This is a genomic window from Curtobacterium sp. NPDC088465 (assembly GCF_044753165.1).
Taxonomy (GTDB): domain Bacteria; phylum Actinomycetota; class Actinomycetes; order Actinomycetales; family Microbacteriaceae; genus Curtobacterium.
Genome location: NZ_JBIVMR010000004.1, coordinates 100,655 through 123,221, shown reverse-complemented (window position 1 = coordinate 123,221; position 22,567 = coordinate 100,655). Strand labels below are relative to the sequence as shown.

The following is a 22,567-nucleotide window of genomic DNA, read 5'->3' as shown; positions in this document are numbered from 1 at the left end:
AGCAGGACGGGTCAGCGCGCTGTGGAGGAGGACGCCACCCGCTGCGCGAACGCCGACTCGTACAGGCACACCGACGCGGCCGTCGCCAGGTTCATCGACTCGGCCCGACCGTAGATCGGAACCTTCACGGCCCGGTCGACGAGCGCCAGGTCCTCCGCCGTGAGCCCCCGGGCCTCGTTGCCGAAGACCCACGCGGTCGGCCCGTCGAGCATGCCGTCGGCGCGGACGTCCGGCAGGTCGTCGCCGGAGACGTCGGCCGCGAGGACCGTGTACCCGAGGGCCTTCGCGCGTGCGACGGCGTCGGCGAGCGTCACGCCCACCGAGACCGGCACGTGGAACAGCGAGCCCGTGGTGGACCGCACCACCTTCGGGTTGTAGGGGTCGACCGAACGACCGGTCAGCACGACCGCGTCGGCGCCCGCCGCGTCGGCGGCGCGGATGATCGTGCCGGCGTTCCCCGGGTCCCGGACCTGCTCGAGGATCGCGACCAGCCCGGGCAGCGTGCCGTCCGTGGCGGACGCGCCCTGCGCCTCCAGGCCGGGTCCGGCGTCCGGGAAGACGTCCTTCACCGACGTCGGGAACTGCTGGCAGACCGCGACGACCCCCTGCGGCGTGACGGTGTCCGCCATCGTGTCGAGCACCTGCTCGGTGACGAACCACGTGTCGACCGGTGCGTCGTCGAGCCCGTACCGTGCGGCGGCGGTCGGCGTCACGTAGAGCTCGCGGAGCAGCTCCGGGCGGTACTCGATCGCCTCGCGCACGGCCTGCGGGCCCTCGAGCAGGAAGAGTCCGGTGTCGGCACGGACGTCCTTCTTGGCGAGTGCCGCGACGGCCTTGACGCGTCCGGACTTCGGGTTCTCGAGGAGATCGCTCACGCGTCAAGTGTCGCAGCATGCACGAAGCCCCCGCTCCGTGGACGGAACGGGGGCTTCGGGGGCTGGCGTGACTACGCGGCCTTGGGGGCCGAGGTGTCGGCCGGCAGGGCCTTCTTGGCGGTCTCGACGAGCGCCGCGAACGTCTCGGGGTTGTTCACCGCGAGGTCCGCGAGGATGCGACGGTCGACCTCGACGCCGGCCAGGGAGAGGCCCTGGATGAGGCGGTTGTAGGTCAGGCCGTTCGCACGCGACGCGGCGTTGATGCGCTGGATCCACAGGCGACGGAACTCGCCCTTCTTCGCGTGACGGTCACGGTACGCGTAGACGAGGGAGTGGGTGACCTGCTCCTTCGCCTTGCGGTACAGGCGCGAACGCTGGCCGCGGTAGCCCTCGGCGCGCTCGAGGATGACGCGACGCTTCTTGGCGGCGTTGACCGCTCTCTTGACACGTGCCATTGATCTGTTCCTTTACGTTCCGCCGGCTCAGTGGCCGAGAAGCTTCTTGACGTTCTTGGCGTCGGCCTTCGCGAGGACCTGGTCCTCGTTGAGGCGGGCCTTGCGCTTGGCGCTCTTGACCTCGAGGTTGTGACGCATACCGGCCTGCTGCTTCATGATCTTGCCGCTGCCGGTGACCTTGAAGCGCTTCTTCGACCCGGAGTGGGTCTTCTGCTTGGGCATCGTGGTGCCTTTCCGTGGGGTGGGTGGGGAGCCGCGTCGTCGCGGGGTGGTCCGGGGAGGACCTATTCGGCGGGAGCCTCGGCCGGCGCGGACTCGGTGGCCTCGTCGGCCTCCTTGCCCTTCGCCGCGTGCTCCGACGCACGACGCTCGGCCTTCTGCGCAGCACGCTTCGCGTTCTGCTCGCCCTTGACGTCGGACTTGTTCTTGAGGGGGGCGATGATCATCGTCATGTTGCGGCCGTCCTGGGTCGGACGCGACTCGACGACGCCGAACTCGGCGATCTCCTCGGCGAACTTCTGGAGGAGACGGACACCCTGCTCCGGACGCGACTGCTCGCGCCCACGGAAGAGGATCATCGCCTTCACCTTGTCGCCGCCGAGGAGGAAGCCCTCGGCGCGCTTGCGCTTGGTCTCGTAGTCGTGCACGTCGATCTTCAGGCGGAACCGGACCTCCTTGAGGTCGGTGTTCACCTGGTTGCGGCGGGCTTCCTTGGCCTTCTGCGCTGCCTCGTACTTGAACTTGCCGTAGTCCATGATCTTGGCCACGGGCGGCTTCGAGTTCGGGGCGACCTCGACCAGATCCAGTTCGGCTTCCTGCGCGAGACGCAGAGCCATGGCGATCGGGACAACGCCGACCTGCTCACCCTGGGGGCCGACGAGTCGGACCTCGGGAACGCGGATTCGGTCGTTGGTGCGGGGATCGGTGATGCGGAGCTCCTTCAATCAAGTGGTGGCCGTCCGGCGCTGCTGCGCTGGACGACGGCACGAGAGAGGAGATCTGACGCACGGATCGGAACCCGTTCGGCAGCCGCCCGACACCGGCCCCGCGGGGCTGGCCTGCCGGGACGCGGTGCGGTCTGACGATCGCACTGCTGACCCGACGGAGCGGTTGGGACCCGGTAGCCTGTGGTGCACGGCCGCGGGTGGGAGAGACTCCTCTTCTACGACGCCGTCCGGGGCTCGGTCCGACTCCTGTGGAGACGATCTGGGCACACGGGCAGCATCTGCCGCCGATGAGTCTAGCAGAGGAGCACCGTGCCCGACACCCCCGAGAACGACACCCCGCAGGTCACGCAGGACGAGACCGCCGCCGGCGGCGAGGCCCGCGACATCGCCGAGGTGCCCGCGGTCGAGCTCATCAACACCGTCGCCGTGCACCTGCTCAGCGCAGCCGCCGTGAAGGTGGGGCTCGCCGACGACCCGCAGGAGCAGACCGACCTCGACGAGGCGCGGAAGCTCATCACGGCCCTCGCCGGGCTGGTGACGGCGGCGGCCACCGAGATCGGCGACCACCACGCCCGTCCGCTCCGCGACGGACTGCGCTCGGTCCAGCTCGCGTTCCGCGAGGCGTCGAGCATCCCGGACGCGCCGGGCAAGGGGCCGGGCGAGAAGTACACGGGCCCCGTCAACTGACGACGACGGTCGTCGTCACCACGTGACGGACGGGAGGCGCGGTGTCGGCCGGCACCGCGCCTCCCGTCCGTCAGCGGGTCACGCCGGGGGTCGGAGGATCAGGCCGCGCCGTCCGCCGCCAGCCGCGCGACCGCAGCCAGCGGGATGCCGGCCCAGTCGGGCCGGTTCCGCGTCTCGTAGACCACCTCGTACACGGCCTTGTCGAGCTCGAACGCGTCGAGCAGTGCGCGGTGGTCGGTCAGGTCGTCACCGGTCCCCCGGCGGTACCCGTCGAGGAACGCCTGCCGTGCCGCCTGCGCCCAGGCACCCGCGTCGACGAACTCGGCGTCGTGCGCGAGCGCGCCGGCGACGTAGTCGAAGGACCGGAGCATCCCGGCGACGTCGCGGAGCGTCGAGTCGGGCAGCGACCGCTCGGCGAGCGGGCGGAGCGGCTCGCCCTCGAAGTCGAGGAACACCCACCCGCGGGGCTCGGGCGCGGCGAGCACCTGCCCGAGGTGCAGGTCACCGTGGATGCGCTGCAGGTCCGGCCAGTGCGACGCGGCGGCACGGTCGTACACGGCACGGATCGCGTCGACGTGCGGCTCGACGGTCGGGGCCTCGCGCACGGCGGCGTCGAGCCGGCCGCGCATCGTCGCGATCGCAGCGTCCTGTCGTGCATCGTCGGCGGGCTCGGTCGGCAGGGCGGTGGCGAGCGTGCGGTGCACCTCGGCGAGCGCCTCGCCGAGCGCGGCGGCCTGCTCGTCCCACGGGGTGCCGGTCCTGGCGTCGCGGAGGGCCACGCGCCAGGCGTCCTCGAGGCCGGGCAGGAACTCCTGGGCGAACGCGAGGTGTCCGGTGGCCGTGCCGTCGGGACGGCCGGGGTCGGGCCAGCTCGCCTGCTGGGCGCCGTACACGGTCGGCACGCGGGAGCTGCCCGCGGCGGAGAGTGCGAGCTGCGTGGTGACGTCGGGGTTGTCACCGTGGTGGAGCACCCGGAAGACCTTGGTGATGACCCGGTCACCGGACGCGGTGTCGCAGATGACCGAGGTGTTCGACTGCTCGCCGGACAGCACCCGGGACGCGGTGACCTCGCCGATCGGCCGGAGGCTCGAGGGGTCGGCGTCGATGCGCGCCGCGAGCTGCTGCACCCAATCGGTGTCGGTGGTGGCGTCGACCGGGTCGACGGCTCCTCCGCCGGGGCCCGCGACGACCGGCACCTGGTAGAGGACGGGCCCGGTCGCGGCGTCGTCGAGGACCAACCGCGTGCCGTCGGTCTCGGCGATGGTGTGCAGCGCCGGGGTCCCACCCTTCGCGGCGTACCAGCGCTGGCGTGCGATCCAGCCCTCCAGCGTGCGGTCGTCGACGTGCTCGGGTGCCTCGGCGCTCATGCAGCGAACGGTACGCGCCGGTCCCGGGGCGCGCCCCGAGTCGTGGCGCACCGGTTGGCCCGCACCGGTTGGCCCGCACCGCTTTACAACGATGTACGGAGCGGCGAGCATGGACGTATGACCTCGCTCGACGGCACCGTCGCCGCCCTCCTGCCCCCGCTCCCTCGCGCCTCCGACCAGGACGGCTCGTACCCCCGACCGCAGATGCTGCGCGGCGCGTGGGCCGACCTCGACGGGACGTGGTCGTTCCGGAACACGGGCGACGACCCGACCTGGCGCTCCGGGTTCCCGGACGCCCGGGACATCACGGTGCCGTTCCCACCCGAGTCGCCGGCATCGGGCATCGACGAGCCCGGGTTCCACCCCGTGGTCTGGTACGCCCGGACGATCACGCGCGCCGAGCTCGACGCCGCCGGGTACGGCGACGCGGCACCCCGGCTCCTGCTGCACTTCGGCGCCGTCGACCACCGCGCGCGGGTCTGGGTCGACGGGCAGTTCATCGGTGAGCACGAGGGCGGACACACCCCCTTCACGCTCGACGTGACCGAGGCGCTCGGCACCGAGCCGGACGTGACGCACACCCTGGTCGTCCGCGCCGAGGACGACCCCCACGACGTCACCCAGCCGCGCGGCAAGCAGGACTGGCACGAGCACCCGCACGCCATCTGGTACCGCCGCACGACCGGGATCTGGCAGACCGTCTGGCTCGAGGCCGTGCCGACCGCGTCGATCGGGGCCCTGCGCTGGACGAACGTCGACCACGCGACGGTGCGGCTGACCGTCCGGCTCGCCGGGGAGCGCCCCGCCGGCGCGCGGGTCCGCGTCGCGGCGCACTGGTCCGAGGGCGACGAGGACCTGGCGACCGTCGAGACGGTCGTGCCCGTGACCGCGCACGAGGTCGAGGTCGTCGTGCCCGTCGCCCGGCAGCAGAACGGTCAGGCCGAGGACGAGCTGGTGTGGTCCCCCGAGACCCCGCGCCTGGTCGACGCGGTCGTCACGCTGCTGCCGGCCGGGGGCGACGTGCCCCTGGACGCCGTGTCGTCGTACTTCGGCGTCCGCACCGTGGGCATCGACGGCGGCGCCTTCCTGCTGAACGGCCGCGCCTACGACGTCCGCAGTGTCCTCAACCAGGGCTACTGGCCGGAGTCGCACCTCGCAGCACCGTCACGGCAGGCCCTGCGCCGCGAGGTCGAGCTCATCAAGGAGCTCGGCTTCACCGCCGCGCGGAACCACCAGAAGATCGAGGACCCGCGGTTCCTGTACTGGGCGGACCGGCTGGGGCTGCTCGTCTGGGGCGAGGCACCCGGCGCGTACGCGTTCTCCCCGCTCGCCGTGCAGCGGCTCGTGCGGGAGTGGATGGACGCCGTCGAACGCGACGCCTCGCACCCGTCCATCGTCACCTGGGTGCCGGCGAACGAGAGCTGGGGCGTGCAGCACATCGCGACGGACCCGGCGCAGCAGGCCTACGCCCGATCACTCGCCGACGTCACCCGGGCGCTCGACCCCACCCGGCCGGTGGTCTCGAACGACGGCTGGGAGCACACGAACTCCGACATCGTCACCGTGCACGACTACGAGGGCGACGGCCCCCGGCTCGCCGCGACCTACACCGACGACGCCGCACGGACGGCACTGCTCGGTGGGCGCGGGCCCGCTGATCGTCGGATCCTGGTGGGCGGCGCGACGGACCAGGGGCAGCCGGTCATGCTGACGGAGTTCGGCGGCGTGGACTTCCAGCCCGGGGCGAAGCGCGAGGACGGGTGGGGCTACACCTCGGCCGTCGACGGCGACGACTGGGTGGCGCGGATCACGGCGCTCTACGACGGCGTCCGGGCGAGTTCGTTCCTGGCCGGGTCGTGCTGGACGCAGCTGACGGACACGATGCAGGAGACGAACGGCCTGCTGAACGCCGACCGCACCCCGAAGGTCCCGATCGAGCGCATCCGCGCCGCGGTCACCGGGCGCTGAGGCCGCGCCCGGCACCCGGCGACCCGCGGAACGCAACGTGGGCGGTCCTGCGCAGCGGTACACCGCTGCGAGGAACCGCCCACGTTGCGTCTTGCGGAGCGGGGAGGTCAGGACGCCAGGAAGCGCAGGACCGCCTCGTTCCACTCGTCCTTGTGCGAGGCGAGCACGCCGTGCGGGCCACCCTCGATGACGTGGGTCTGCGCGTTCGGGATGGCCGCCGCGGTGCGCTGACCGGACGCCTCGAACGGCACGATCCCGTCCGAGTCGCCGTGGATGACGAGCGTCGGGACGTCGACCTTCGTCAGGTCGTCGCGGAAGTCCGTCGTCGCGAACGCCGTGGTGCAGTCGAGCGTGCCCTTCGGCGAGGCGAGCTCGGCGATCGCCAGGTCGTAGGCGCGCTGGTCCTCGCTGACGAGCGGCTTCTTGAGCAGGCCCGGCTCGCCGCCCGGCGTGTAGAACATGTCGACGAACTGGTGCAGGAACGCCGGACGGTCGCCCGTGATGCCGTTCGCGAACCAGTCGGCGAGGTCCTGGTCGACCGCGCCGTCCGGGTTGTCGTCCGACTTCCACAGGTACGGCGGCACCGCGCTGGCGAAGACGAGCTTCTTGATCTTCGCGGTGCCGTAGGTCGAGACGTAGCGCGCGAGCTCGCCGCCGCCCATCGAGAACCCGATGAGGGTGACGTTCGTCAGGTCGAGCTCGGTGATGAGCTTGTCGAGGTCCGCGGCGAACGTGTCGTAGTCGTAGCCGCCCCACGGCTGCGACGACTGCCCGAACCCGCGGCGGTCGTAGGCGATGACCCGGTGACCGGCCTCGACGAGTGCCGGGACCTGGCCCTCCCACGAGCGGCCGGACAGCGGCCAGCCGTGGATCAGGACGACCGGGTCGCCCGCGCCGAGGTCGTCGTAGTGGAGCTCGATGTCGTGGCCGTTCTCGGCGCCGACGGTGACGAAGGGCATGCTTCCTCCTGTTGGTGGTTTCCAGGGAACGTGCCCGATACAACGCCCGTCGCCCGGACGGATCCTGGAGGTGCGGTGACCGGACAGCGGGCGGCGGCTGCGGAGATGGGAGACTCGGGCGGTGACCGACCTGGCGGAGACGACCCGTGCCTCCCGGCCGGGGCTGCCGTCCCGCGTCCGTCGTGTGCTCACGGTCGGCCTGGAGGGACGGCACGGCGGGTGGACCGCTCCGCTCGTCGTGTGGCTGGCTTCCCGCGTGGTCAGCACCGTCCTGCTGCTCACGGTCTGGCTGCTCGCCACCGCGCACGGGTGGCGGTTCGCGTCGGTCCGACGCGAGGGGACGTTCACGGCGTTCCTCGGGTCGTGGGACGCGTCGTTCTACCGGACCATCGCCGAGCACGGCTACCCGACGACGCTGCCCACCGACGCGGCGGGTCACGTGCTGCCGAACCCGTGGGCCTTCCTGCCGGTGTTCCCGGCGCTCGCACGGTTCGTCCAGCCGCTCGTCGGCGGGTCCTTCTGGGCCGCAGGCGTGCTCGTCGCCACGCTCGCGGGCGCCGGCACGTGCATCGTGCTCTGGCGTCTCGTACGCGCGGTGACCGACGACCGGCGGGCGACCCGGGCGACGGTGCTCTTCGCGTTCGCACCGACGGGGTTCCTGCTGCAGGTGGCGTACGCCGAGAGCACGTTCCTGCTCCTGCTCTTCAGCGCACTGCTCGCCCTGGTGCGCCGGCGGTACTGGCTCGTGCTGCCGCTCGGGCTCGTCGCGGCGTTCACGAAGCCGGGGGTGCTCGCGCTCGCGGTGGCCCTCGCGGTGCACCTGGTCGTGCGGGTCGTCCGGGAGCGCCGGGCGCTGCCGGTGCGGGATGCCGTGGCGATCGTCCTCGCGGGGCTCGGGGTCGCGGCGGCGGGGCTGGCGTGGCCCGTCGTGGCGACGGCGGCGACCGGACGGCCGGACGCGTACCTCGCGACCGAGCTGTCGTGGTGGGTCGGGTTCGTCGGCCGGCAGCACTTCGCGCCGCTCACGCCGTGGTTCACGATGGCCTCCACGTGGCTCGGCCCGCTCGGCGTCGTGCTCGTGGTCGTGGTCCTCGCCGGGGCGGTGTGGTCCTGGACCCGACCGGGCGTACGGGCGCTCGGCGTCGACGTCGTGTCGTTCACCGCGGCGTACGCGCTGTACCTGGTGGCCGTGTTCCTGCCGCAGCAGAGCCTGCCGCGCCTGCTGATGCCGACGGCACCGCTGCTCGGGGCCGACGTGTTCACGGGGTCACGGCGACGGACGACCGTGTGGCTGGTCGTCGGGGTGTGCCTGCAGCTCGTCGCGATCGTGCTGCTCTGGTTCCTCGGGTACCCCTGAGCGTCGGCGCGGCGGCCGGGGCGCGGCGGCAGCGGCCAGGGCGCGGCGCCGCGTCACGTCGCGTCGCGGCGGCCCGTCGGAACGCGGTGTCGGGTGCCGCCGCACAACGGCGAGCACCTCGCGCCACGTGATCACGTGGCGCGAGGTGCTCCCGGTTGTGCGCACGACCGGCGCCGGCGCGACGCGATCGGCCGGCATGACCGGCGCCGGCGCAACGCGATCGGCCCGCGGGACCGGCGCCGACCGGCGCCGACGGGGCGGCAGGGCGGGTGACCGCGCCGCGTCGCCGCTACGCGTCGAACGTGTGGAACCAGGCCGTGCCGCCGGGGTGCTGCACGGTGATCATCTCGTCCAGGTCGCGGTAGGGCCCGTCCTGGTTGTGGCTCGCCGACTTGATGCGGATCGTGCCGTCGGGCTCCGTGAACACCTCGGACACGATCGTCACGTGGTCGGGCGATCGGTTGTCGTTCCAGTCGTAGAACACGATGTCGCCGACCTTGACCTTGCTGCGCTCGTCGAGGGAGCGTCGCGTCAACCCGAAGGTCGCCGCGTTCGCCGTCATCCACGGGTCCATCGCCGGGCAGTACGTCCACGTGGCGCTGTGCTGCGCACCGCCGGACCGGCTGTACCAGTCGTCGCGCTGTTCCCACCCACGGGCGATCAGCGTCTGGCTGACGTAGTTCGCGCAGTCCCCGCCGATCGGGTTCATCGTGCCGTACTCGGCGAGGTTGTAGTCCGCCCAGTACCGCATCGCGTACTCGAGCTGCCGGTCGACGTCCGTCAGTGCCGCGTAGGCCACCGAGGTCGTCGCGACCGCGGTCGAGGCGTCCGGGACCGGCGCGGCCGTCGGGGTCGGCGTCGCGGTGGCCTGGTCCTGCGTGGCGCCGGCCTGCCCGTCGTTGGCGGCACTGCCGTTGCCGTCCGACGACCGGTTCGCCGACGGGCTCGGCTCGATCGCCGACGTGAAGAGCGCGACGTCAGCCGACCCCGCCGTGTACATCGCCTGGTGCGGCGCCGTGAAGGTCACGGTCGTCGCCGAGGCCTGCACGTCCCGCGCCGCGACCCCGCCGACCGTGACCCCCTGCACCGCGGCGAGGCCGGTCCCCGTGACCGTCACCGTGACACCACCGGCGAGCGGCACCTGCGCGGGCTCGACCGCGGTCGCCGCGGGGCGGGCGCTCGACGAGCCGGAGGACGACGACCCGGGCGACGCGCCGCTCGGCCCGTCGCCGGCGCGGGTGGTCGCGCCCGACGACGCATCGTCGGCGCGGGAGCAGGCCGCGACGGCGACCCCGATGCCGGCGACGCCGGCGAGCGACAGCAGGGAACGGCGCGTGAACGAGGCAGTCATGACCGGACCAGGGTAGGCGACGGTACGGCAGGATCGCTGGCAGCACACCATCCACCGGAAGGATCGACCCGCACATGCCCGAGAGCCACGACTTCTTCGTCGCCGCCGACCCCGAGTCCACCCGCACGATCGTCCGTGACGCCCTCGTCCGCGAGGGCTACACGATCACCGACGGCGACCAGGGCACGCTGCTGGGCACCCGCGGCAGCCTGGGCCTCACCCTGCTCGTCGGCGGCTTCCTGAACGACCGGACGTTCCACACCCGGCTCGACGTGCAGCTGATGGTCGCGCCCGACGGCCGGACCGTCGCGCGACTGCTCCGCGGCTCGGGCCGGTCCGCGGTCAAGGGCGGCGCACTCGGCGTGGCCCGCGGCAACCGGGCGTTCGAGCAGGCCGCGAACGCGATCCACGCGTCGCTCGCGCAGGCCGGCGTCCTGACGGACAGCGTGCCGAGCTGACGCGCTCGCGGAGGAACGACGAAGGGCCACCCGATCGGGTGGCCCTTCGCTGCTGCTTGGTGGAGCTAAGGGGATTCGAACCCCTGACCTTCTCATTGCGAACGAGACGCGCTACCAACTGCGCCATAGCCCCAAGTGCTCGACCACACTAGCACCACCGGGAGCGCGAACCGAAATCGGCCCGCAACGTCCGGGCGCGCCGCGCACGGACGGTGTCAGACCGCGCGGCGCCGACGCATGACGGCGTCGAGGTCGGTCTGCCGGTACGCCTCGTCGTCGATGACCCCCATGCCGGCCCAGCGGCTCGGCGTCGCCGGCTGCTCGGGCTCGGCGGCGACCTCGGGCTCGGCGGGTCCGGCGGCAGGCGATCCGGCGCCAGGCGATCCGGCGGGGCGGGACGGCGCCGACTCCCCGGCCGGGGCACGGAGCCCGAGTCGCTCCGCCAGACGGCCCTGGTCGTGGGCGGAGAGCGACGCAGCGGCTTCCTCGACGTCGGACCGCATCCGGGACACCCGCGCGAGCGTCGGGTCGGTCTCCCCCGCCCGGATGGCCTTCGCCTCGGCCTCGGCCTCGGCCTTCGCCTCGGCCACGCGCTCGCGCAGCCGGGCAGCGAGCTCGGCGGACGACTCCGGCGACGGCGCGGGCGCCGCGGGGCGCTCGACGTACAGGGGCTTCGGCACGCTGGCCGGCGTCCAGCTCCGGTCGCGCGTCGGCTCGGCGGGCTGCTCGGTGGACAGCGGCGGTGCCGGGTCCGTCCACGCGGTCGACGGCCGGGAGGCACGGGTCACCGCCGCAGCGCCCGCCGCGGCACGCGCCTTCCGCGCCTGGGCGACCTGGTGCAGCTGCGCCAGGACCGCCGCGGACCCACCGGCGGCGACGAGCCCGGCGACACCGACGAGCCAGGCGCCCGGGGCCGCGACGAAGACGACCGCCGCGACGAGGACACCGAGCGCGCCGAAGAGGGTCGCACCGAGCCGGGAGCGGCGCATCCGCATGGCCGTGAGTGCGGGGACGGACGACACCCGCTCGAGCTGGGGCTGCTGCTCCGCGAGGCGCCGGGTGATCTCACGCTGCCGCGCGGCCTCGTGCGCTCGGACGATGGCGGCCCGCTTCGCTTCCTCCGACCGGGCGACGCGCTGCGCCTCGGCCAGGGACTTCGCGTTCATCTCGACCCGGACCTCGTCGGGGAGCTCGGCGGTCTGCGCGAGGATGCGCAGCGTCTGCTGCAGCCGGATCGCGTTCCGCTCGGTCGCGAGGTACTGCCGACGAGCCGCCCACGACGGCATGAGGTAGACGACCCAGAGCACGGCCGCGATGAGCAGGACGATGCCGCCGCCCCAGGAGCCGATACCTGCCATGGGGACACGGTAGGGGTGCGCGTTCCCCGGACCGCCCATTGCCGGACGCGTGTTGCGCGAGTCGCGACCGAATCCGTGGGACGCGGGTCGCGCCTCCAGGCCGACGTGACAGGACGACGGGACGACCGTCAGATGCGCGGTCGGGTGTCGAGCGGGGTCGCCGCCTCCTCACGGGCGGAGGCCGGGACGCTGCCCGCCCCGTGCGGGACGCGACCGGCGACCCAGCGGTCGAGGACTCCCTCGCGCACCTCTTCCGCGACGAGGGCGAAGCAGAAGTGGTCGCGCCAGTCGCCGTTGATGTGGATGTACCGGCGGCGCAGGCCCTCGAACCGGAAGCCGAGCTTCTCGACGACCCGCAGGCTCGGCGCGTTCTCCGGACGGATGCAGATCTCGATGCGGTGGATGCCGACGACCCGGAAGCAGTGGTCGACCGCCATCGCGACCGCGATCGGCGTGACGTTGTGCCCGGCCGCCCCCTCGACGACCCAGTAGCCGATGGACGCACTGGCGAGCGAGCCGTAGGTGATGCCGGACACGTTGAGCTGGCCGACGAAGCGACCGTCGAGCTCCATCGCGAACGGCAGACCGAGCCCGGCGCGGGCGTTGGCCTGCAGTGCCCGGATGCTGCCGCGGACGTCGGTGGAGACGTGTCCGGAGGGGTTGGTGGCCTCCCACGTCCGCAGCCACGAGCGGTTCGTGGCGAGGGCGACGTCGAGGTCACGGGTGTCGCGGAGCCGGAGGGGCCGGATCGTGACCCGCCCGTGGGACAGGGTCGGGATCGTCGTCATCGCTGTGGTTCCTCCGGTGCCCGGCGCTCGACCGGGTGGACGCACGAACGGGCCCGGGACGGACCCCGGACCCGTTCGTGACGGGGTGGCTACTCTCCCGCGTTGAAGTCCTTCAGCCAGGCCTTGAGGTCGGGGCCGAGGTCGTCGCGGTCCGAGGCGAGCTGCACGATCGCCTTGATGTAGTCCAGCTTGTCACCGGTGTCGTACCGGCGTCCACGGAACACGACGCCGTACACGCCGCCGGTCCACTCCTCGGCGCCCGCCATCTTCATGAGCGCGTCGGTGAGCTGGATCTCGCCACCCTTGCCCGGCTCCTGCTTCTCGAGGACGTCGAAGACCTCGGGGCGGATGACGTAGCGACCGATGATGGCCAGGTTCGACGGGGCTTCGCCCTGCGGGGGCTTCTCGACCAGGCCGGTGATCTTCACGACGTCGTCGGTGTCGGTCTCCTCGACCGTGGCGATGCCGTACATGTGGGTCTGCGACTCGGGGACCTCGAGCAGGGCGACGACCGTGGCGTTCTTCTCGCCCTGGACCTCGATCATGCGCTTGAGCAGCGGGTCGCGGGCGTCGATGATGTCGTCGCCGAGCAGCACGGCGAACGGCTCACGGCCGACGTGCATCTTCGCGCGGAGCACGGCGTGGCCGAGGCCGAGCGGGTCGCCCTGGCGGACGTAGTGCATGTCGGCGAGGTCGGTCGACTGGTTGACCTTCTGCAGCTTCTCGTGGTCGCCCTTCTTCTTGAGGGTCTCCTCGAGCTCGGCCACGTGGTCGAAGTGGTTCTCGAGCGCGTTCTTGTTGCGCCCGGTGATCATGAGCACGTCGGTCAGCCCGGCGCCCACGGCCTCCTCGACCACGTACTGGATCGCCGGCTTGTCGACGACCGGGAGCATCTCCTTCGGCATCGCCTTGGTCGCGGGGAGGAAGCGCGTGCCCAGGCCTGCGGCCGGGATCACCGCCTTCGAAATCTGGAAGCCCATGTCAGCGAACGTACCGGACGCCCACTGGGTCCGGGCATGGGCACTTCGGGGGACACGGCATCCCGCGCCCCACGGCGGGAAGCCGCAAACCCGCGCTCGGTAGACTCCCCGCCATGACCGCCGACCTCGGGAACGAGAAGCGCGCCCTGCGAGCCGAGCTCCGGCAGCGGCGGCGCACCCGGACCACGACGGAGCGCGACACCGACACGACCGCCCTGACGTCGACGCTGCAGCGCTTCGTGGAGGAACGGCAGCTGCGCTCGCTCGCGCTCTACCTGTCGGCGCCCGACGAGCCGGACGTCCGACCCTTCCTGCGCTGGGCGCAGGAGCACGGCGTCCGGGTGCTGCTCCCGATCACCCGCGAGGACGGCCTGCTCGACTGGGCGGTCGACGACGGGGTCTCCGAACACGAGGGCCTGCACGGCATGCCCGAGGTCGTCGGCGAGGTGCTCTCCCCGCTCGCGCTCGGGGACGTCGACGCGATCCTCACCCCGGCGGCGGCGGTCGGGCACGACGGCTGCCGGATGGGCTGGGGCCGCGGCTACTACGACAAGACGCTCGGGTCGATGGCGAACCGGCCACCCGTCTATGCTGTGATCTTCGACGCGGAGTACCTCGACGAGGTCCCGCGCGAGGCCCACGACGAACCCGTCGACGGCATCATCACGCCGTCGCGCATCATCACCTTCCGGAGTTAGGGTGCCCACCTACTCGTACCGCTGCACCGAGTGCGACAACGCCTTCGACGTCAAGCAGTCGTTCTCCGACGCCACCCTGACCGAGTGCCCCGTCTGCGGCGGTGCGCTGCGCAAGGTGTTCTCGCCGGTCGGCGTCACCTTCAACGGCGGCGGCTTCTACCGCACCGACTCGCGGTCGACGCCGAAGGCCGAGGGGTCGTCGGGGTCCTCCTCGTCGTCGTCGAGCACGCCGGCGAAGGCGGAGCCGAAGAAGACCGAGTCGAAGCCGGCCGCGCCCAGCGCCTCCTGACGAGGGCTCGTCTCCGTCGGTACGGTGGGGTCTCCTCGACACGGAAGGAGGCTCACGTGAAGGGCTTCAAGGAGTTCCTGCTCCGCGGGAACGTCATCGACCTGGCCGTCGCGGTCGTCATCGGTGCGGCGTTCACCGCGATCGTCACCGCGATCGTGAACTCGCTCATCAACCCCCTGATCGGCGCGGTCTTCAACGCGTCGAGCCTGGACAAGGCACTCGTCGTGTCGATCCCCACCGTCTCCGGGGACTCGGCGGACATCCTGTTCGGCGCGATCATCGGCGCGGTCCTGAACTTCGTCATCGTCGCGGCGGTGGTGTACTTCGCCCTGGTGGTCCCGGTCAACCGGCTCAAGAAGCTCGCCTTCGAGCGGGTGAAGAACGACGAGCAGCAGACGCCGCAGGACGTCCCGCCGACCGACGTCGAGGTGCTGCTCGAGATCCGCGACCTGCTCCGCACGCAGAACGGCGACGCGGTGGCGTCGGGCGGCGGTGCGCACGTCGCCCCGTCGACCGCTCCCGAGGGACCGGGGATCAGCGGCTCGACGAAGCTCTAGCCGCGGGCGTCCCGAACCACGGAACCGACGTCGAACCAGCCTCCGGGGTCGGTTCGACGTCGGTTTCCTGGTTCGACGGGGCAGGACGGCGCGGGCCGGACGGCGCGGGCCGGACGCCCGCGCCGCGCGCGTCCGCGTCAGGCGGTGCGGGCCGTCGCGCGGTGCTTCGCGGCGAGGGCCCGGGCGTACTGCACACCGGCGACGACGTGGCCGATCGTGCCCGCCCAGACGAAGACGAGCGCGAGCACCCGGATCCAGTCGTGCTGCGATGCCCACGACGTCGACGAGAACAGCAGCAGCGGCAGACCGACGAAGAGCAGCGCGGATCGGATCTTGCCGGTCCACGTGACGTCGAGGTCCGGGTCGCCGCGGAACCACAGGCCGGACAGCAGCGCGAGCACCGCGTCCACGAGGACGATGATCGCGACGCTCGGCCACGGCAGCAGGCCGACGAGCACGAGCGACAGCACGATGGCGATGATCGCCAGGCGGTCGGCGATCGGGTCGAGCGCCTTGCCGAGCTTCGAGCCCTGGTCGAACCGACGCGCGATGAAGCCGTCCGCCCAGTCGCTGACACCGAGGACGACGAGCGTGACGAGCGCCCAGCCGGGGTGGCCGGCCACGACGAAGCCGATGAACACCGGGATGAGCAGGAAGCGCACCAGCGTGATCAGGTTCGGCCACGTCTGCCAGTCGGGTCGCCGTCGCGCGGTGTCAGTCATCGACCCCAGGCTACCCGTCACCAGTGTGGGGGCACGTCGCGCAGCAGCTGGGCGTCGTTCTCCCCGTCGCGGTGGCGGGCCGGTTCCGGCGGCGCGGCCGGGTCGTAGCCCGGCACCGGCGCGGTGGTGACGCGCCTGGTGCGGCGGGGAGAGCCTCCCGGCCGGTCGGTCGTGTCGGTGCCGGTTCCGCCACCGTCATCTGCGGAACGGACGGGAGGCTCGACCTCCGTCACGTCGTCGGCCCGCGTCCACGAGCCCACCAGCTGGTCCGTCCCCGCCGTCACCGGACCGGCCGCGCGGGACGCGCGCCGGGACCCGCTCACCGGCGAGCGGGGCCCGGAGCGGGCACGCGGGGATGCGTCTCCGACCGGGTCATCGGCGTGCGGGGATCGGAGGGATCGAGATCTCCTGCGTCGCTCCACGGTCGACGCCGAGCACCGACGCCACGGTGTCCGCGACGCGGTCCGGGTCGGAGAACAGCTGGAACGCGTGCACGCGCACGTAGTGCCACCCGAGTCGGCGGAGCACCTCGGGACGGAGCCGCAGCGACTCGCGGAGCGAACCTCGGACGAGCGACGCGTCGGTCTCGATCGTGACGCAGACGCCGCCGTGCGCCGCGACCAGGCCGAGCTTGCCCCGGTGACCGAGTGCGACGGGGATGCCGCGCATCTCGAGTCGTCGGGCGAGGTCGACGAGCAGCGGGTCGGAGTCGTCGGGCACGTACTCGGCGGCGGTGCGCGCGCGGACCTCGGCGAGGATCTCGGCCAGCGCGACGGTGCCGTGGCCCATCCGCTCGGCCTCGATGTCCGACGGCTGGAAGCACGTGACGATGACCATCGACCGGCGCGCTCGGGTCATCGCGACGGCGAGCAGACGCTCCCCGCCGGGCTTGCCGAGCGGACCGAAGTCGCGCAGCACGCGGCCGTGCGGGGTCCGGCCGTACCCGATCGAGAACACGACGCGGTCGCGGCTCTGTGCCACGGACTGCTCGAGCGTCGCGACGATGAACGGCTCGGCGCGGTCGCCGATGACGAACTCGGTGAGGTCCTTGTGGCCCTGCGCCGCGGTCAGGACGGCCTGCTCGACGCGCACCGCGTGCTTCGCCGACGCCGTGATCACCATGAGCGACTCGGTCGGGCGGGTGCGGGCGTGCTCGGTGACGAGCCGGACCACGCGGTCCACCTCGGCGTCGACGCTCTCGACCGCCCCGGACTCGGGGTCCGGCACGGCCTTGCCGTCGCTGACGTAGTCGATCGCGATGGAGCCGTGGCCGAGGAACGAACCGGCCCACGGCAGCGACTCGATGCGGCCGCCGTAGAAGCGGCGGTTGACGAGCTCGGCGAGGTCCTCGCCGCCGGCGCGGTACGACCGCGTGAGCGACAGGGTCGGCAGGAGCGTCGACAGCTTCGCGAGCGCGGAGTCGGCGTGCAGGGCGTCGAGCGTGCCCTCGTCCACCTGCAGTGCCCGGTGGTCGGGGTCGACCGCGATCCGGAACGGCGACGGGGTCTGCGTCACCGGGTCGCCGAACACGACGGTCTGGCGAGCGCGACGGACGGCGCCGACGGTCTCGGCGATGGTGACGGCACCGGCGTCGACGAGGATCACCGTGTCGAACGGCATCGTGTCGGCGATCTCGGGGACCTCGTACGGCGAGGCGAGCCAGACCGGCGCGATCGACCGGGACAGGTGCGGCGCGGAGTCCTGCAGCAGGCGCGAGGTGATCGCGCCCTCCTTGAGCTGCGTCTTCAGCGACGTCGCCTCGTCCGGCCAGTCGACCAGTCCGACCTTCCAGTTCTCGGCGAGCTGCCACGCCAGGCCCTGGGAGACCCCGGCCGCGTGGGCGTCGTCGACGAGCCGGAAGTCGGCCTCGACCCGGTCGAGCATGTCGGTGTTGCCGCCGAGCAGCGCCCGGTCGGACTCGAGCATCGTCTCGAGCGCGGACTGCCACCAGGCGAGCTCGAGTTCGGCCGGCACCTGGGTGTCCGGCACGTGGCGGTGTGCCAGGTCGGTGATGAGTGGCTCGAGCTGCAGGTCGCGCAGGGTCTGCATGAGCTCGGTGCGCTCCTGCAGGTTGTGCAGGACGTCGGACTCCTCGGCCAGGCGGGCGACCGTCGGGACGAGCTCGTCGATCGGCAGGTTCGCGAGCTGGCGGTCCCGCTCGGTCCGGCCGAGGGGCTCGTCGAGTCGGGCGAGGTCCTGCACGACGTTCGAGAAGAGCACCTGCACGTCCCCGATGCCCGTGGGCACCTCGGGGTTCACACCGGCCGCGACGTAGCGCTGCCAGAGCACGCGCTGCTGCTGCACGCGGGTCAGCGCCTCGTGCAGGTCGGACACGTGCACGCCCGGTCGGACGTACTCACGCGCGAGCTTCTTCAGCCGGCGACGGTTCGTCGACGACATCGGGGCGCCCTCGCCACGAGGGGCCGTCGCGGCGACGAGCTCCGACACCGACCGGTCGAACACGACGGGCAGGAAGCGGTCGAGGGTGTCCCGGATCTCGGTGAGCAGGCGGAGGTAGATGCCGAGCTCGTTGATCGTCGTGAACTGCCGCATGTGGGTCGACGCCACGAGGTCGTGCGCACGGCGCAGCAGCGTCGGCAGGCCGTCGGCGTCGAGGTCCTTCGCGGTCTTGTGCGCCCGCTGCGCGCCGTCGCTCGAACCGAACTTGGCGCCGTACCAGGGCGAGTCGTCCGGGCCGTAGCGGAACTCGCCGAGGTTGGCCGCGCTGACCATGGTCTCGGCGACGCGCGAACGGCCCTCGACCATGCTCGTCACGGACCGCTTCGACAGTCGGGCGGTCGTCGACGGCGGCACCGGCAGGAGCGACAGCCGGGACAGCTCGACCAGGCAGTCGAGCACCGAGACGCCGAAGTCCGGGTCGACGCGGGTCAGCGAGCCGCGGTAGTCGGTGAGGACCTTGCGGAGCCGGACCAGGGCGTCGTCGACCTCGCGGAGGTTCGGACGCGCGGCCTTCTCGTTGCGCGCGATGCCCCGGACGACGTCACGGCGCAGGGTGCGCGGCGTGACGGCGACGCCCGGCAGCTGGACCTCGGCGAAGCGTGCGGCGATGCCCCGCAGGGTCGCCCGCCGCGGGCTCACGACGAGGACGCGCTTGTTCGCCGCGACGAGGCCGCCGAGCGCGTTGACGATCGTCTGCGTCCCGCCGGTGCCCGGCAGGGTCTTCACGACGATCGAGTTGCCCGCCGTGATCTGCGCGATCACGTTCTCCTGCTCGTCGTCGGCGTCGAGCAGCAGCGTGTCGGTCTCCGGGCTGCGCTCGTCCGACGGGGTCTGCTCGACCGGGTGGTAGGACTGCTCGACCTGCCACTTCGCGCTCGGGTTGCCGGCGAGCGCGTCGAGCACCGGGTGGGACAGGTCGCCGGTGTCCTCGACCATGCCGCTGGCGACCTCGGCGAAGGTCGAGACGACCAGACGCGCGTGCACCGAGAAGCCGGGGATGTGCGCGGTCAGGCCGCGGAGCCGGTCGATGACGGGGTTCGGGGTGAACGAGCCGTCCTGCTGCGCGAGCGCGACGAAGGACTGCGCGTCGAGGATGACGCCGTACTGCTCGTGCAGCGCGTCGGCCAGCCCGGGGTTGAGCACCGGCTCGCCGAGCAGGCGCACCTCGAAGTCACGGCCGTGCCGACGGATCGCGAGCGGGCGGAGGAGCACCGGGCCGCGGAAGTGCTCGTCGCCGTGCTGCCAGTCGGCCATGCCGATGCCGAGCTTCACGGCGTCGATCCCGCGCACGGTCGCGAGCTCGGTGCCCTTCGCCTCGACCTGGGCGGCCGCGACACGCGCGGCGCGCAGCGCGACCTCGTCGCGGATCAGGCTCGAGAGCAGCGTCGTCTTGCCGGTGACGAACTGCGCGAGTCCGCCGGGGTGCGTGGTGGACAGCTCGATCCGGGCACGCGGGTGGTCGCTGAAGTGCGTGAGGGGGCTCGTCCCGCCGACACCGGTCAGCTGCGTCCGCCAGGCGTCCCACGTGGGCTCGGCGGCGTTGCCGGCCTGGAGGCGCGGGTCGCCCAGGCTGATCGCCTGCGGGCTCGTGAGCTGCAGTTCCGGCCGCAGGGTGCGGTCCGGCTCGTCGCTCCGGTCGCCCTCCCGCTGCTCGCGCCCGTCCTCGGGCGCGTCGGCGCCCTGGACGGGGACGTCGTCATCCGCGTCGTCCGCGCCGTCGGTCACCCTGTCTCGCCACACATCCGACACTGTAGGCGGAAGCGGGCGGCCTCCCTGGCAATGACCCGACGTTTCCGGCTTTCCGTGCGGGCCCGGTACGGGGTCCGACCGGCCGGTGTGGTAGCAACGTGGCATGGCCATCGACGACCGCACCGCCCCGTCCGCCCCCGCACCCTCGTCGGCCCGGCCGGACCGGCGTCGGTCGGTCCCCGCCGAGATCTCCCGGTCGTGGCTCCTCGTGCCCGGCACCGCCGCCGACCGGTTCGAGCGGGCACAGCGGTCGCGCGCCGACCAGATCATCCTCGACGTCGAGGACGCCGTCGACCCCGCCGCGAAGCCGGGTGCCCGCACGACCGTGGCCTCGTGGCTCGCGGGCGGCGGTGAGGCCTGGGTCCGGATCAACGACGTCACGACGGACTTCTGGGCGGACGACGTCGAGGAGCTCCGTGGCCTCCCGGGCCTGCAGGGCGTGATGCTCGCGAAGACCGAGTCGCCCGCGCAGGTCACCGACACGTGGCACCGGCTCGGCGGCCACACCCCGGTGATCGCCCTGGTCGAGTCGGCGCTCGGCATCGAGGAGGCGACGTCGATCGCGAAGGCACAGGGCGCCTTCCGTCTGGCCTTCGGCTCGGGTGACTACCGCCGCGACACCGGCACCTCGGCCGACACGCTCGCCATGGCCTACCCGCGCTCCCGGCTCGTCGTCGCCTCGCGCGTGGGCGACCTGCCGGGTCCGATCGACGGCCCGACGGTCGGCTCGGCGCACGCGATCCTCCGCGAGCAGTCCCAGGTGGCGGTGTCGCTCGGCCTGACCGGCAAGCTCTGCCTGGACACCGAGCAGCTGCCGGTCATCAACGAGGTCATCTCCCCCACGCCGACCGACGTCGCCTGGGCGCAGGACTTCCTCGACGACTTCGACGCCCGCGGGCAGGTCATCCGCGACGGCTCCGACCTGCCGCGACTCGGCCGCGCGCAGAAGATCCAGCGGCTCGCCCGGGCGTTCGGCGTCGAGGCACGGTAGACCGGTCGCATGACCTGGTCGCACCCGTCCGGCGGTCCGCCGCAGTCCTCACCCTCGGGTCCGTCCCAGTCCGGCCCGGGCAGCACCGAACGCGCCGCGTGGGCGCGTGGCGGCACGACGCTGTTCCCCGCGGGCCGGGTCGCCGACCGGGTGTCGACCGTCCTCCTGCTCGCAGCCGGTGCCCTCCTGACGCTCCTCACCCTGGTGGTCGGGATCATCGCGGTCGTCTCGGCCACCGCGAGCTGCGACGCGGCCACGGGGTGCTCGCCGGGCCGCTTCCTCGGCGGCGCCGCGATCGCGGTCGGCGGGTCCTTCGTCATCGGGGTCGCGACGGTCGTGCTCGCGGTCGGCGCCTGGGTGCGTCGTCGTTCGTCGTGGTGGATCGCCGCGCTCGGGTTCGTCCTGGCGATCGTGGTCGTCACCTGGGGCGGGGTCGTGTTCGCGCAGGCGACCGACCCGGCGACGGGGGCCGGCCAGGTGACCGCACTGCAGCTCCCCTAGCGCGGCGTCCGCCGGACGGGAGGCGCGTGGCGGGGCCGCCACGGGCCTCCCGTCCGGCGGCCCCGTCGGCCTGTCCCGTCCGCGCACGCTGGGCGTCGCCCCGGTCGACCGGCGCAAGCTGGGCGCATGAAGCAACGAGTCATCGGAGACGTGTCGGTCAGCGCGATCGGACTGGGCGGGATGCCCATGTCGATCGAGGGGCGGCCCGACGAGCGACAGGCGATCGCGACCATCCACGCCGCCCTCGAGGCGGGCGTCACCCTCATCGACACCGCGGACGCCTACCACCAGGCGGCCAAGGACGAGGTCGGGCACAACGAGGAGCTCATCGCGAAGGCGATCCGCGAGTTCCACGGCGACACCGACGCGGTGCTCGTCGCCACGAAGGGCGGCCACCTGCGGCCGGAACCGGGCGCGTGGGCGCAGGACGGCCGACCGGAGTACCTCAAGGAGGCCGCGAAGGCCTCGGCGAAGCGCCTCGGTGTCGACGCCGTCGGCCTGTACCAGTTCCACCGGCCGGACCCGTCGGTGCCCTACGCGGACTCGATCGGGGCACTCGCGGAGCTCCTCGACGAGGGCGTCATCCGCATGGCGGGCATCTCGAACGCCGACCCCGACCAGATCCGTGAGGCGAACGAGGTCCTGGGCGGCCGCCTCGTCTCGGTGCAGAACCAGTTCTCACCGGCGTTCCGGTCGAGCGAGCCGGAGCTCGAGCTGTGCGACGAGCTCGGCATCGCGTTCCTGCCGTGGAGCCCCCTCGGCGGCATCGCGAAGGCCGCCGACCTGGGGACCGCGTACGAGGACTTCGCCGTCATCGCCCGCGAGCGCGACGTGTCGCCGCAGGTCGTGGCGCTGGCGTGGGAGCTGCAGAAGAGCGACGTGGTGATCCCGATCCCGGGTGCGTCGCGGCCGCAGTCGATCCTGGACTCGGTCGTCGCGGCGACGGTGAAGCTCCGCGACGAGGACGTCGCTCGCTTGGACGCTGCTCGACCGGCGGCCTGACGGGCCGGAGCACCCGCACGACGACGCCCCGTCCACCGATCGGTGGAC

The 22,567-nt window shown here is 72.6% G+C and carries 22 protein-coding genes and 1 tRNA gene; 10 read left to right on the top strand and 13 right to left on the bottom strand.

Annotated features, from left to right (window positions below; all coding sequences use genetic code 11):
* Positions 1 to 11: 11 nt before the first annotated feature.
* The 4 genes from ACIP6W_RS14985 to infC form a co-directional block, all read right to left on the bottom strand.
* A complete protein-coding gene (locus tag ACIP6W_RS14985) occupies positions 12 to 875 on the bottom strand; it encodes an RNA methyltransferase (RefSeq protein ID WP_209685486.1) in 864 nt (287 codons plus the stop codon).
* A 71-nt stretch (positions 876 to 946) separates the two neighbouring features.
* The gene (gene rplT, locus ACIP6W_RS14980; protein WP_066656427.1) at positions 947 to 1,330 is read right to left on the bottom strand and encodes a 50S ribosomal protein L20; all 384 of its coding nucleotides are present in this window, start codon (positions 1,328 to 1,330) and stop codon (positions 947 to 949) included.
* Positions 1,331 to 1,357: 27 nt separating this feature from the next.
* On the bottom strand, positions 1,358 to 1,552 hold the full coding sequence (gene rpmI / locus ACIP6W_RS14975) for a 50S ribosomal protein L35 (RefSeq protein WP_022903519.1): 195 nt from the start codon (positions 1,550 to 1,552) through the stop codon (positions 1,358 to 1,360).
* Positions 1,553 to 1,614: 62 nt separating this feature from the next.
* A complete protein-coding gene (gene infC, locus ACIP6W_RS14970) occupies positions 1,615 to 2,274 on the bottom strand; it encodes a translation initiation factor IF-3 (RefSeq protein ID WP_081985092.1) in 660 nt (219 codons plus the stop codon).
* Positions 2,275 to 2,661: 387 nt separating this feature from the next.
* On the opposite strand from infC, the gene ACIP6W_RS14965 reads away from it, so the two are divergent.
* Entirely contained in the window at positions 2,662 to 2,964 is a 303-nt protein-coding gene (locus ACIP6W_RS14965) for a DUF1844 domain-containing protein (protein ID WP_066658711.1), read from the top strand.
* A gap of 98 nt (positions 2,965 to 3,062) precedes the next feature.
* Here ACIP6W_RS14965 and ACIP6W_RS14960 read toward each other — a convergent pair whose 3' ends face one another.
* Entirely contained in the window at positions 3,063 to 4,331 is a 1,269-nt protein-coding gene (locus ACIP6W_RS14960) for a phosphotransferase (protein WP_400430225.1), read from the bottom strand.
* A gap of 117 nt (positions 4,332 to 4,448) precedes the next feature.
* Here ACIP6W_RS14960 and ACIP6W_RS14955 point away from each other — a divergent pair, with 117 nt between their 5' ends.
* Positions 4,449 to 6,299 carry a glycoside hydrolase family 2 protein gene (locus tag ACIP6W_RS14955; protein ID WP_400430223.1) on the top strand — a complete coding sequence of 617 codons (1,851 nt, stop codon included), beginning with the start codon at positions 4,449 to 4,451 and terminating at the stop codon, positions 6,297 to 6,299.
* A gap of 107 nt (positions 6,300 to 6,406) precedes the next feature.
* On the opposite strand, the gene ACIP6W_RS14950 is transcribed toward ACIP6W_RS14955, so the two are convergent.
* Positions 6,407 to 7,258: an alpha/beta fold hydrolase gene (locus tag ACIP6W_RS14950; protein WP_400430221.1), complete on the bottom strand. Its 852-nt coding sequence runs from the start codon at positions 7,256 to 7,258 to the stop codon at positions 6,407 to 6,409.
* A 121-nt stretch (positions 7,259 to 7,379) separates the two neighbouring features.
* Here ACIP6W_RS14950 and ACIP6W_RS14945 point away from each other — a divergent pair, with 121 nt between their 5' ends.
* Positions 7,380 to 8,615, top strand: coding sequence for a hypothetical protein (locus ACIP6W_RS14945; RefSeq protein ID WP_400430219.1), 1,236 nt, complete (start codon positions 7,380 to 7,382; stop codon positions 8,613 to 8,615).
* Between the two features lie 289 nt (positions 8,616 to 8,904).
* On the opposite strand, the gene ACIP6W_RS14940 is transcribed toward ACIP6W_RS14945, so the two are convergent.
* A complete protein-coding gene (locus ACIP6W_RS14940; protein WP_271826079.1) occupies positions 8,905 to 9,966 on the bottom strand; it encodes an amidase domain-containing protein in 1,062 nt (353 codons plus the stop codon).
* Between the two features lie 74 nt (positions 9,967 to 10,040).
* Between ACIP6W_RS14940 and ACIP6W_RS14935 the strand changes: the two genes are divergently transcribed.
* A complete protein-coding gene (locus ACIP6W_RS14935) occupies positions 10,041 to 10,424 on the top strand; it encodes a hypothetical protein (protein ID WP_271826080.1) in 384 nt (127 codons plus the stop codon).
* A gap of 57 nt (positions 10,425 to 10,481) precedes the next feature.
* Here ACIP6W_RS14935 and ACIP6W_RS14930 read toward each other — a convergent pair.
* From ACIP6W_RS14930 to galU, 4 genes are all read right to left on the bottom strand, one after another.
* Positions 10,482 to 10,557: transfer RNA gene (locus tag ACIP6W_RS14930), tRNA-Ala, on the bottom strand.
* 82 nt (positions 10,558 to 10,639) lie between these two features.
* A complete protein-coding gene (locus ACIP6W_RS14925; RefSeq protein WP_400430216.1) occupies positions 10,640 to 11,782 on the bottom strand; it encodes a hypothetical protein in 1,143 nt (380 codons plus the stop codon).
* A 128-nt stretch (positions 11,783 to 11,910) separates the two neighbouring features.
* A complete protein-coding gene (locus ACIP6W_RS14920) occupies positions 11,911 to 12,570 on the bottom strand; it encodes a GNAT family N-acetyltransferase (protein ID WP_066656446.1) in 660 nt (219 codons plus the stop codon).
* 89 nt (positions 12,571 to 12,659) lie between these two features.
* On the bottom strand, positions 12,660 to 13,550 hold the full coding sequence (gene galU, locus ACIP6W_RS14915) for a UTP--glucose-1-phosphate uridylyltransferase GalU (protein WP_066656448.1): 891 nt from the start codon (positions 13,548 to 13,550) through the stop codon (positions 12,660 to 12,662).
* A 113-nt stretch (positions 13,551 to 13,663) separates the two neighbouring features.
* On the opposite strand from galU, the gene ACIP6W_RS14910 reads away from it, so the two are divergent.
* The 3 genes from ACIP6W_RS14910 to mscL are packed head-to-tail and all read left to right on the top strand — an operon-like array spanning position 13,664 to position 15,094.
* Positions 13,664 to 14,248 carry a 5-formyltetrahydrofolate cyclo-ligase gene (locus ACIP6W_RS14910; protein WP_066656450.1) on the top strand — a complete coding sequence of 195 codons (585 nt, stop codon included), beginning with the start codon at positions 13,664 to 13,666 and terminating at the stop codon, positions 14,246 to 14,248.
* Position 14,249: 1 nt separating this feature from the next.
* Complete coding sequence (locus ACIP6W_RS14905; RefSeq protein WP_066656452.1) at positions 14,250 to 14,537, top strand: FmdB family zinc ribbon protein; 288 nt, start codon at positions 14,250 to 14,252, stop codon at positions 14,535 to 14,537.
* A gap of 56 nt (positions 14,538 to 14,593) precedes the next feature.
* Positions 14,594 to 15,094, top strand: a complete 501-nt coding sequence (gene mscL / locus ACIP6W_RS14900) for a large conductance mechanosensitive channel protein MscL (protein ID WP_066656454.1) — start codon at positions 14,594 to 14,596, stop codon at positions 15,092 to 15,094.
* Between the two features lie 137 nt (positions 15,095 to 15,231).
* Here mscL and ACIP6W_RS14895 read toward each other — a convergent pair whose 3' ends face one another.
* Both ACIP6W_RS14895 and ACIP6W_RS14890 read right to left on the bottom strand, forming a co-directional pair.
* Entirely contained in the window at positions 15,232 to 15,816 is a 585-nt protein-coding gene (locus ACIP6W_RS14895; RefSeq protein WP_066656458.1) for a CDP-alcohol phosphatidyltransferase family protein, read from the bottom strand.
* Between the two features lie 372 nt (positions 15,817 to 16,188).
* Positions 16,189 to 20,001: an AAA family ATPase gene (locus tag ACIP6W_RS14890; RefSeq protein ID WP_400430213.1), complete on the bottom strand. Its 3,813-nt coding sequence runs from the start codon at positions 19,999 to 20,001 to the stop codon at positions 16,189 to 16,191.
* Between the two features lie 127 nt (positions 20,002 to 20,128).
* Here ACIP6W_RS14890 and ACIP6W_RS14885 point away from each other — a divergent pair, with 127 nt between their 5' ends.
* The 3 genes from ACIP6W_RS14885 (at position 20,129) to ACIP6W_RS14875 (ending at position 22,519) form a co-directional block, all read left to right on the top strand.
* Entirely contained in the window at positions 20,129 to 21,016 is an 888-nt protein-coding gene (locus tag ACIP6W_RS14885; protein WP_200884115.1) for a CoA ester lyase, read from the top strand.
* A gap of 9 nt (positions 21,017 to 21,025) precedes the next feature.
* The gene (locus ACIP6W_RS14880; protein ID WP_251155751.1) at positions 21,026 to 21,517 is read left to right on the top strand and encodes a DUF6264 family protein; all 492 of its coding nucleotides are present in this window, start codon (positions 21,026 to 21,028) and stop codon (positions 21,515 to 21,517) included.
* Positions 21,518 to 21,643: 126 nt separating this feature from the next.
* The gene (locus ACIP6W_RS14875) at positions 21,644 to 22,519 is read left to right on the top strand and encodes an aldo/keto reductase (protein WP_066656468.1); all 876 of its coding nucleotides are present in this window, start codon (positions 21,644 to 21,646) and stop codon (positions 22,517 to 22,519) included.
* Positions 22,520 to 22,567: the final 48 nt, after the last annotated feature.

Coding starts and splice junctions, on each gene's coding strand:
- ACIP6W_RS14885 (WP_200884115.1), top strand. CDS start 20,129: ATGGCCATCGACGACCGCACCGCCCCGTCCGCCCCCGCACCCTCGTCG.
- ACIP6W_RS14880 (WP_251155751.1), top strand. CDS start 21,026: ATGACCTGGTCGCACCCGTCCGGCGGTCCGCCGCAGTCCTCACCCTCG.
- ACIP6W_RS14940 (WP_271826079.1), bottom strand. CDS start 9,966: ATGACTGCCTCGTTCACGCGCCGTTCCCTGCTGTCGCTCGCCGGCGTC.
- rplT (WP_066656427.1), bottom strand. CDS start 1,330: ATGGCACGTGTCAAGAGAGCGGTCAACGCCGCCAAGAAGCGTCGCGTC.
- ACIP6W_RS14910 (WP_066656450.1), top strand. CDS start 13,664: ATGACCGCCGACCTCGGGAACGAGAAGCGCGCCCTGCGAGCCGAGCTC.
- ACIP6W_RS14955 (WP_400430223.1), top strand. CDS start 4,449: ATGACCTCGCTCGACGGCACCGTCGCCGCCCTCCTGCCCCCGCTCCCT.
- ACIP6W_RS14925 (WP_400430216.1), bottom strand. CDS start 11,782: ATGGCAGGTATCGGCTCCTGGGGCGGCGGCATCGTCCTGCTCATCGCG.
- ACIP6W_RS14895 (WP_066656458.1), bottom strand. CDS start 15,816: ATGACTGACACCGCGCGACGGCGACCCGACTGGCAGACGTGGCCGAAC.
- ACIP6W_RS14875 (WP_066656468.1), top strand. CDS start 21,644: ATGAAGCAACGAGTCATCGGAGACGTGTCGGTCAGCGCGATCGGACTG.
- galU (WP_066656448.1), bottom strand. CDS start 13,550: ATGGGCTTCCAGATTTCGAAGGCGGTGATCCCGGCCGCAGGCCTGGGC.
- rpmI (WP_022903519.1), bottom strand. CDS start 1,552: ATGCCCAAGCAGAAGACCCACTCCGGGTCGAAGAAGCGCTTCAAGGTC.
- ACIP6W_RS14960 (WP_400430225.1), bottom strand. CDS start 4,331: ATGAGCGCCGAGGCACCCGAGCACGTCGACGACCGCACGCTGGAGGGC.
- ACIP6W_RS14950 (WP_400430221.1), bottom strand. CDS start 7,258: ATGCCCTTCGTCACCGTCGGCGCCGAGAACGGCCACGACATCGAGCTC.
- ACIP6W_RS14920 (WP_066656446.1), bottom strand. CDS start 12,570: ATGACGACGATCCCGACCCTGTCCCACGGGCGGGTCACGATCCGGCCC.
- ACIP6W_RS14935 (WP_271826080.1), top strand. CDS start 10,041: ATGCCCGAGAGCCACGACTTCTTCGTCGCCGCCGACCCCGAGTCCACC.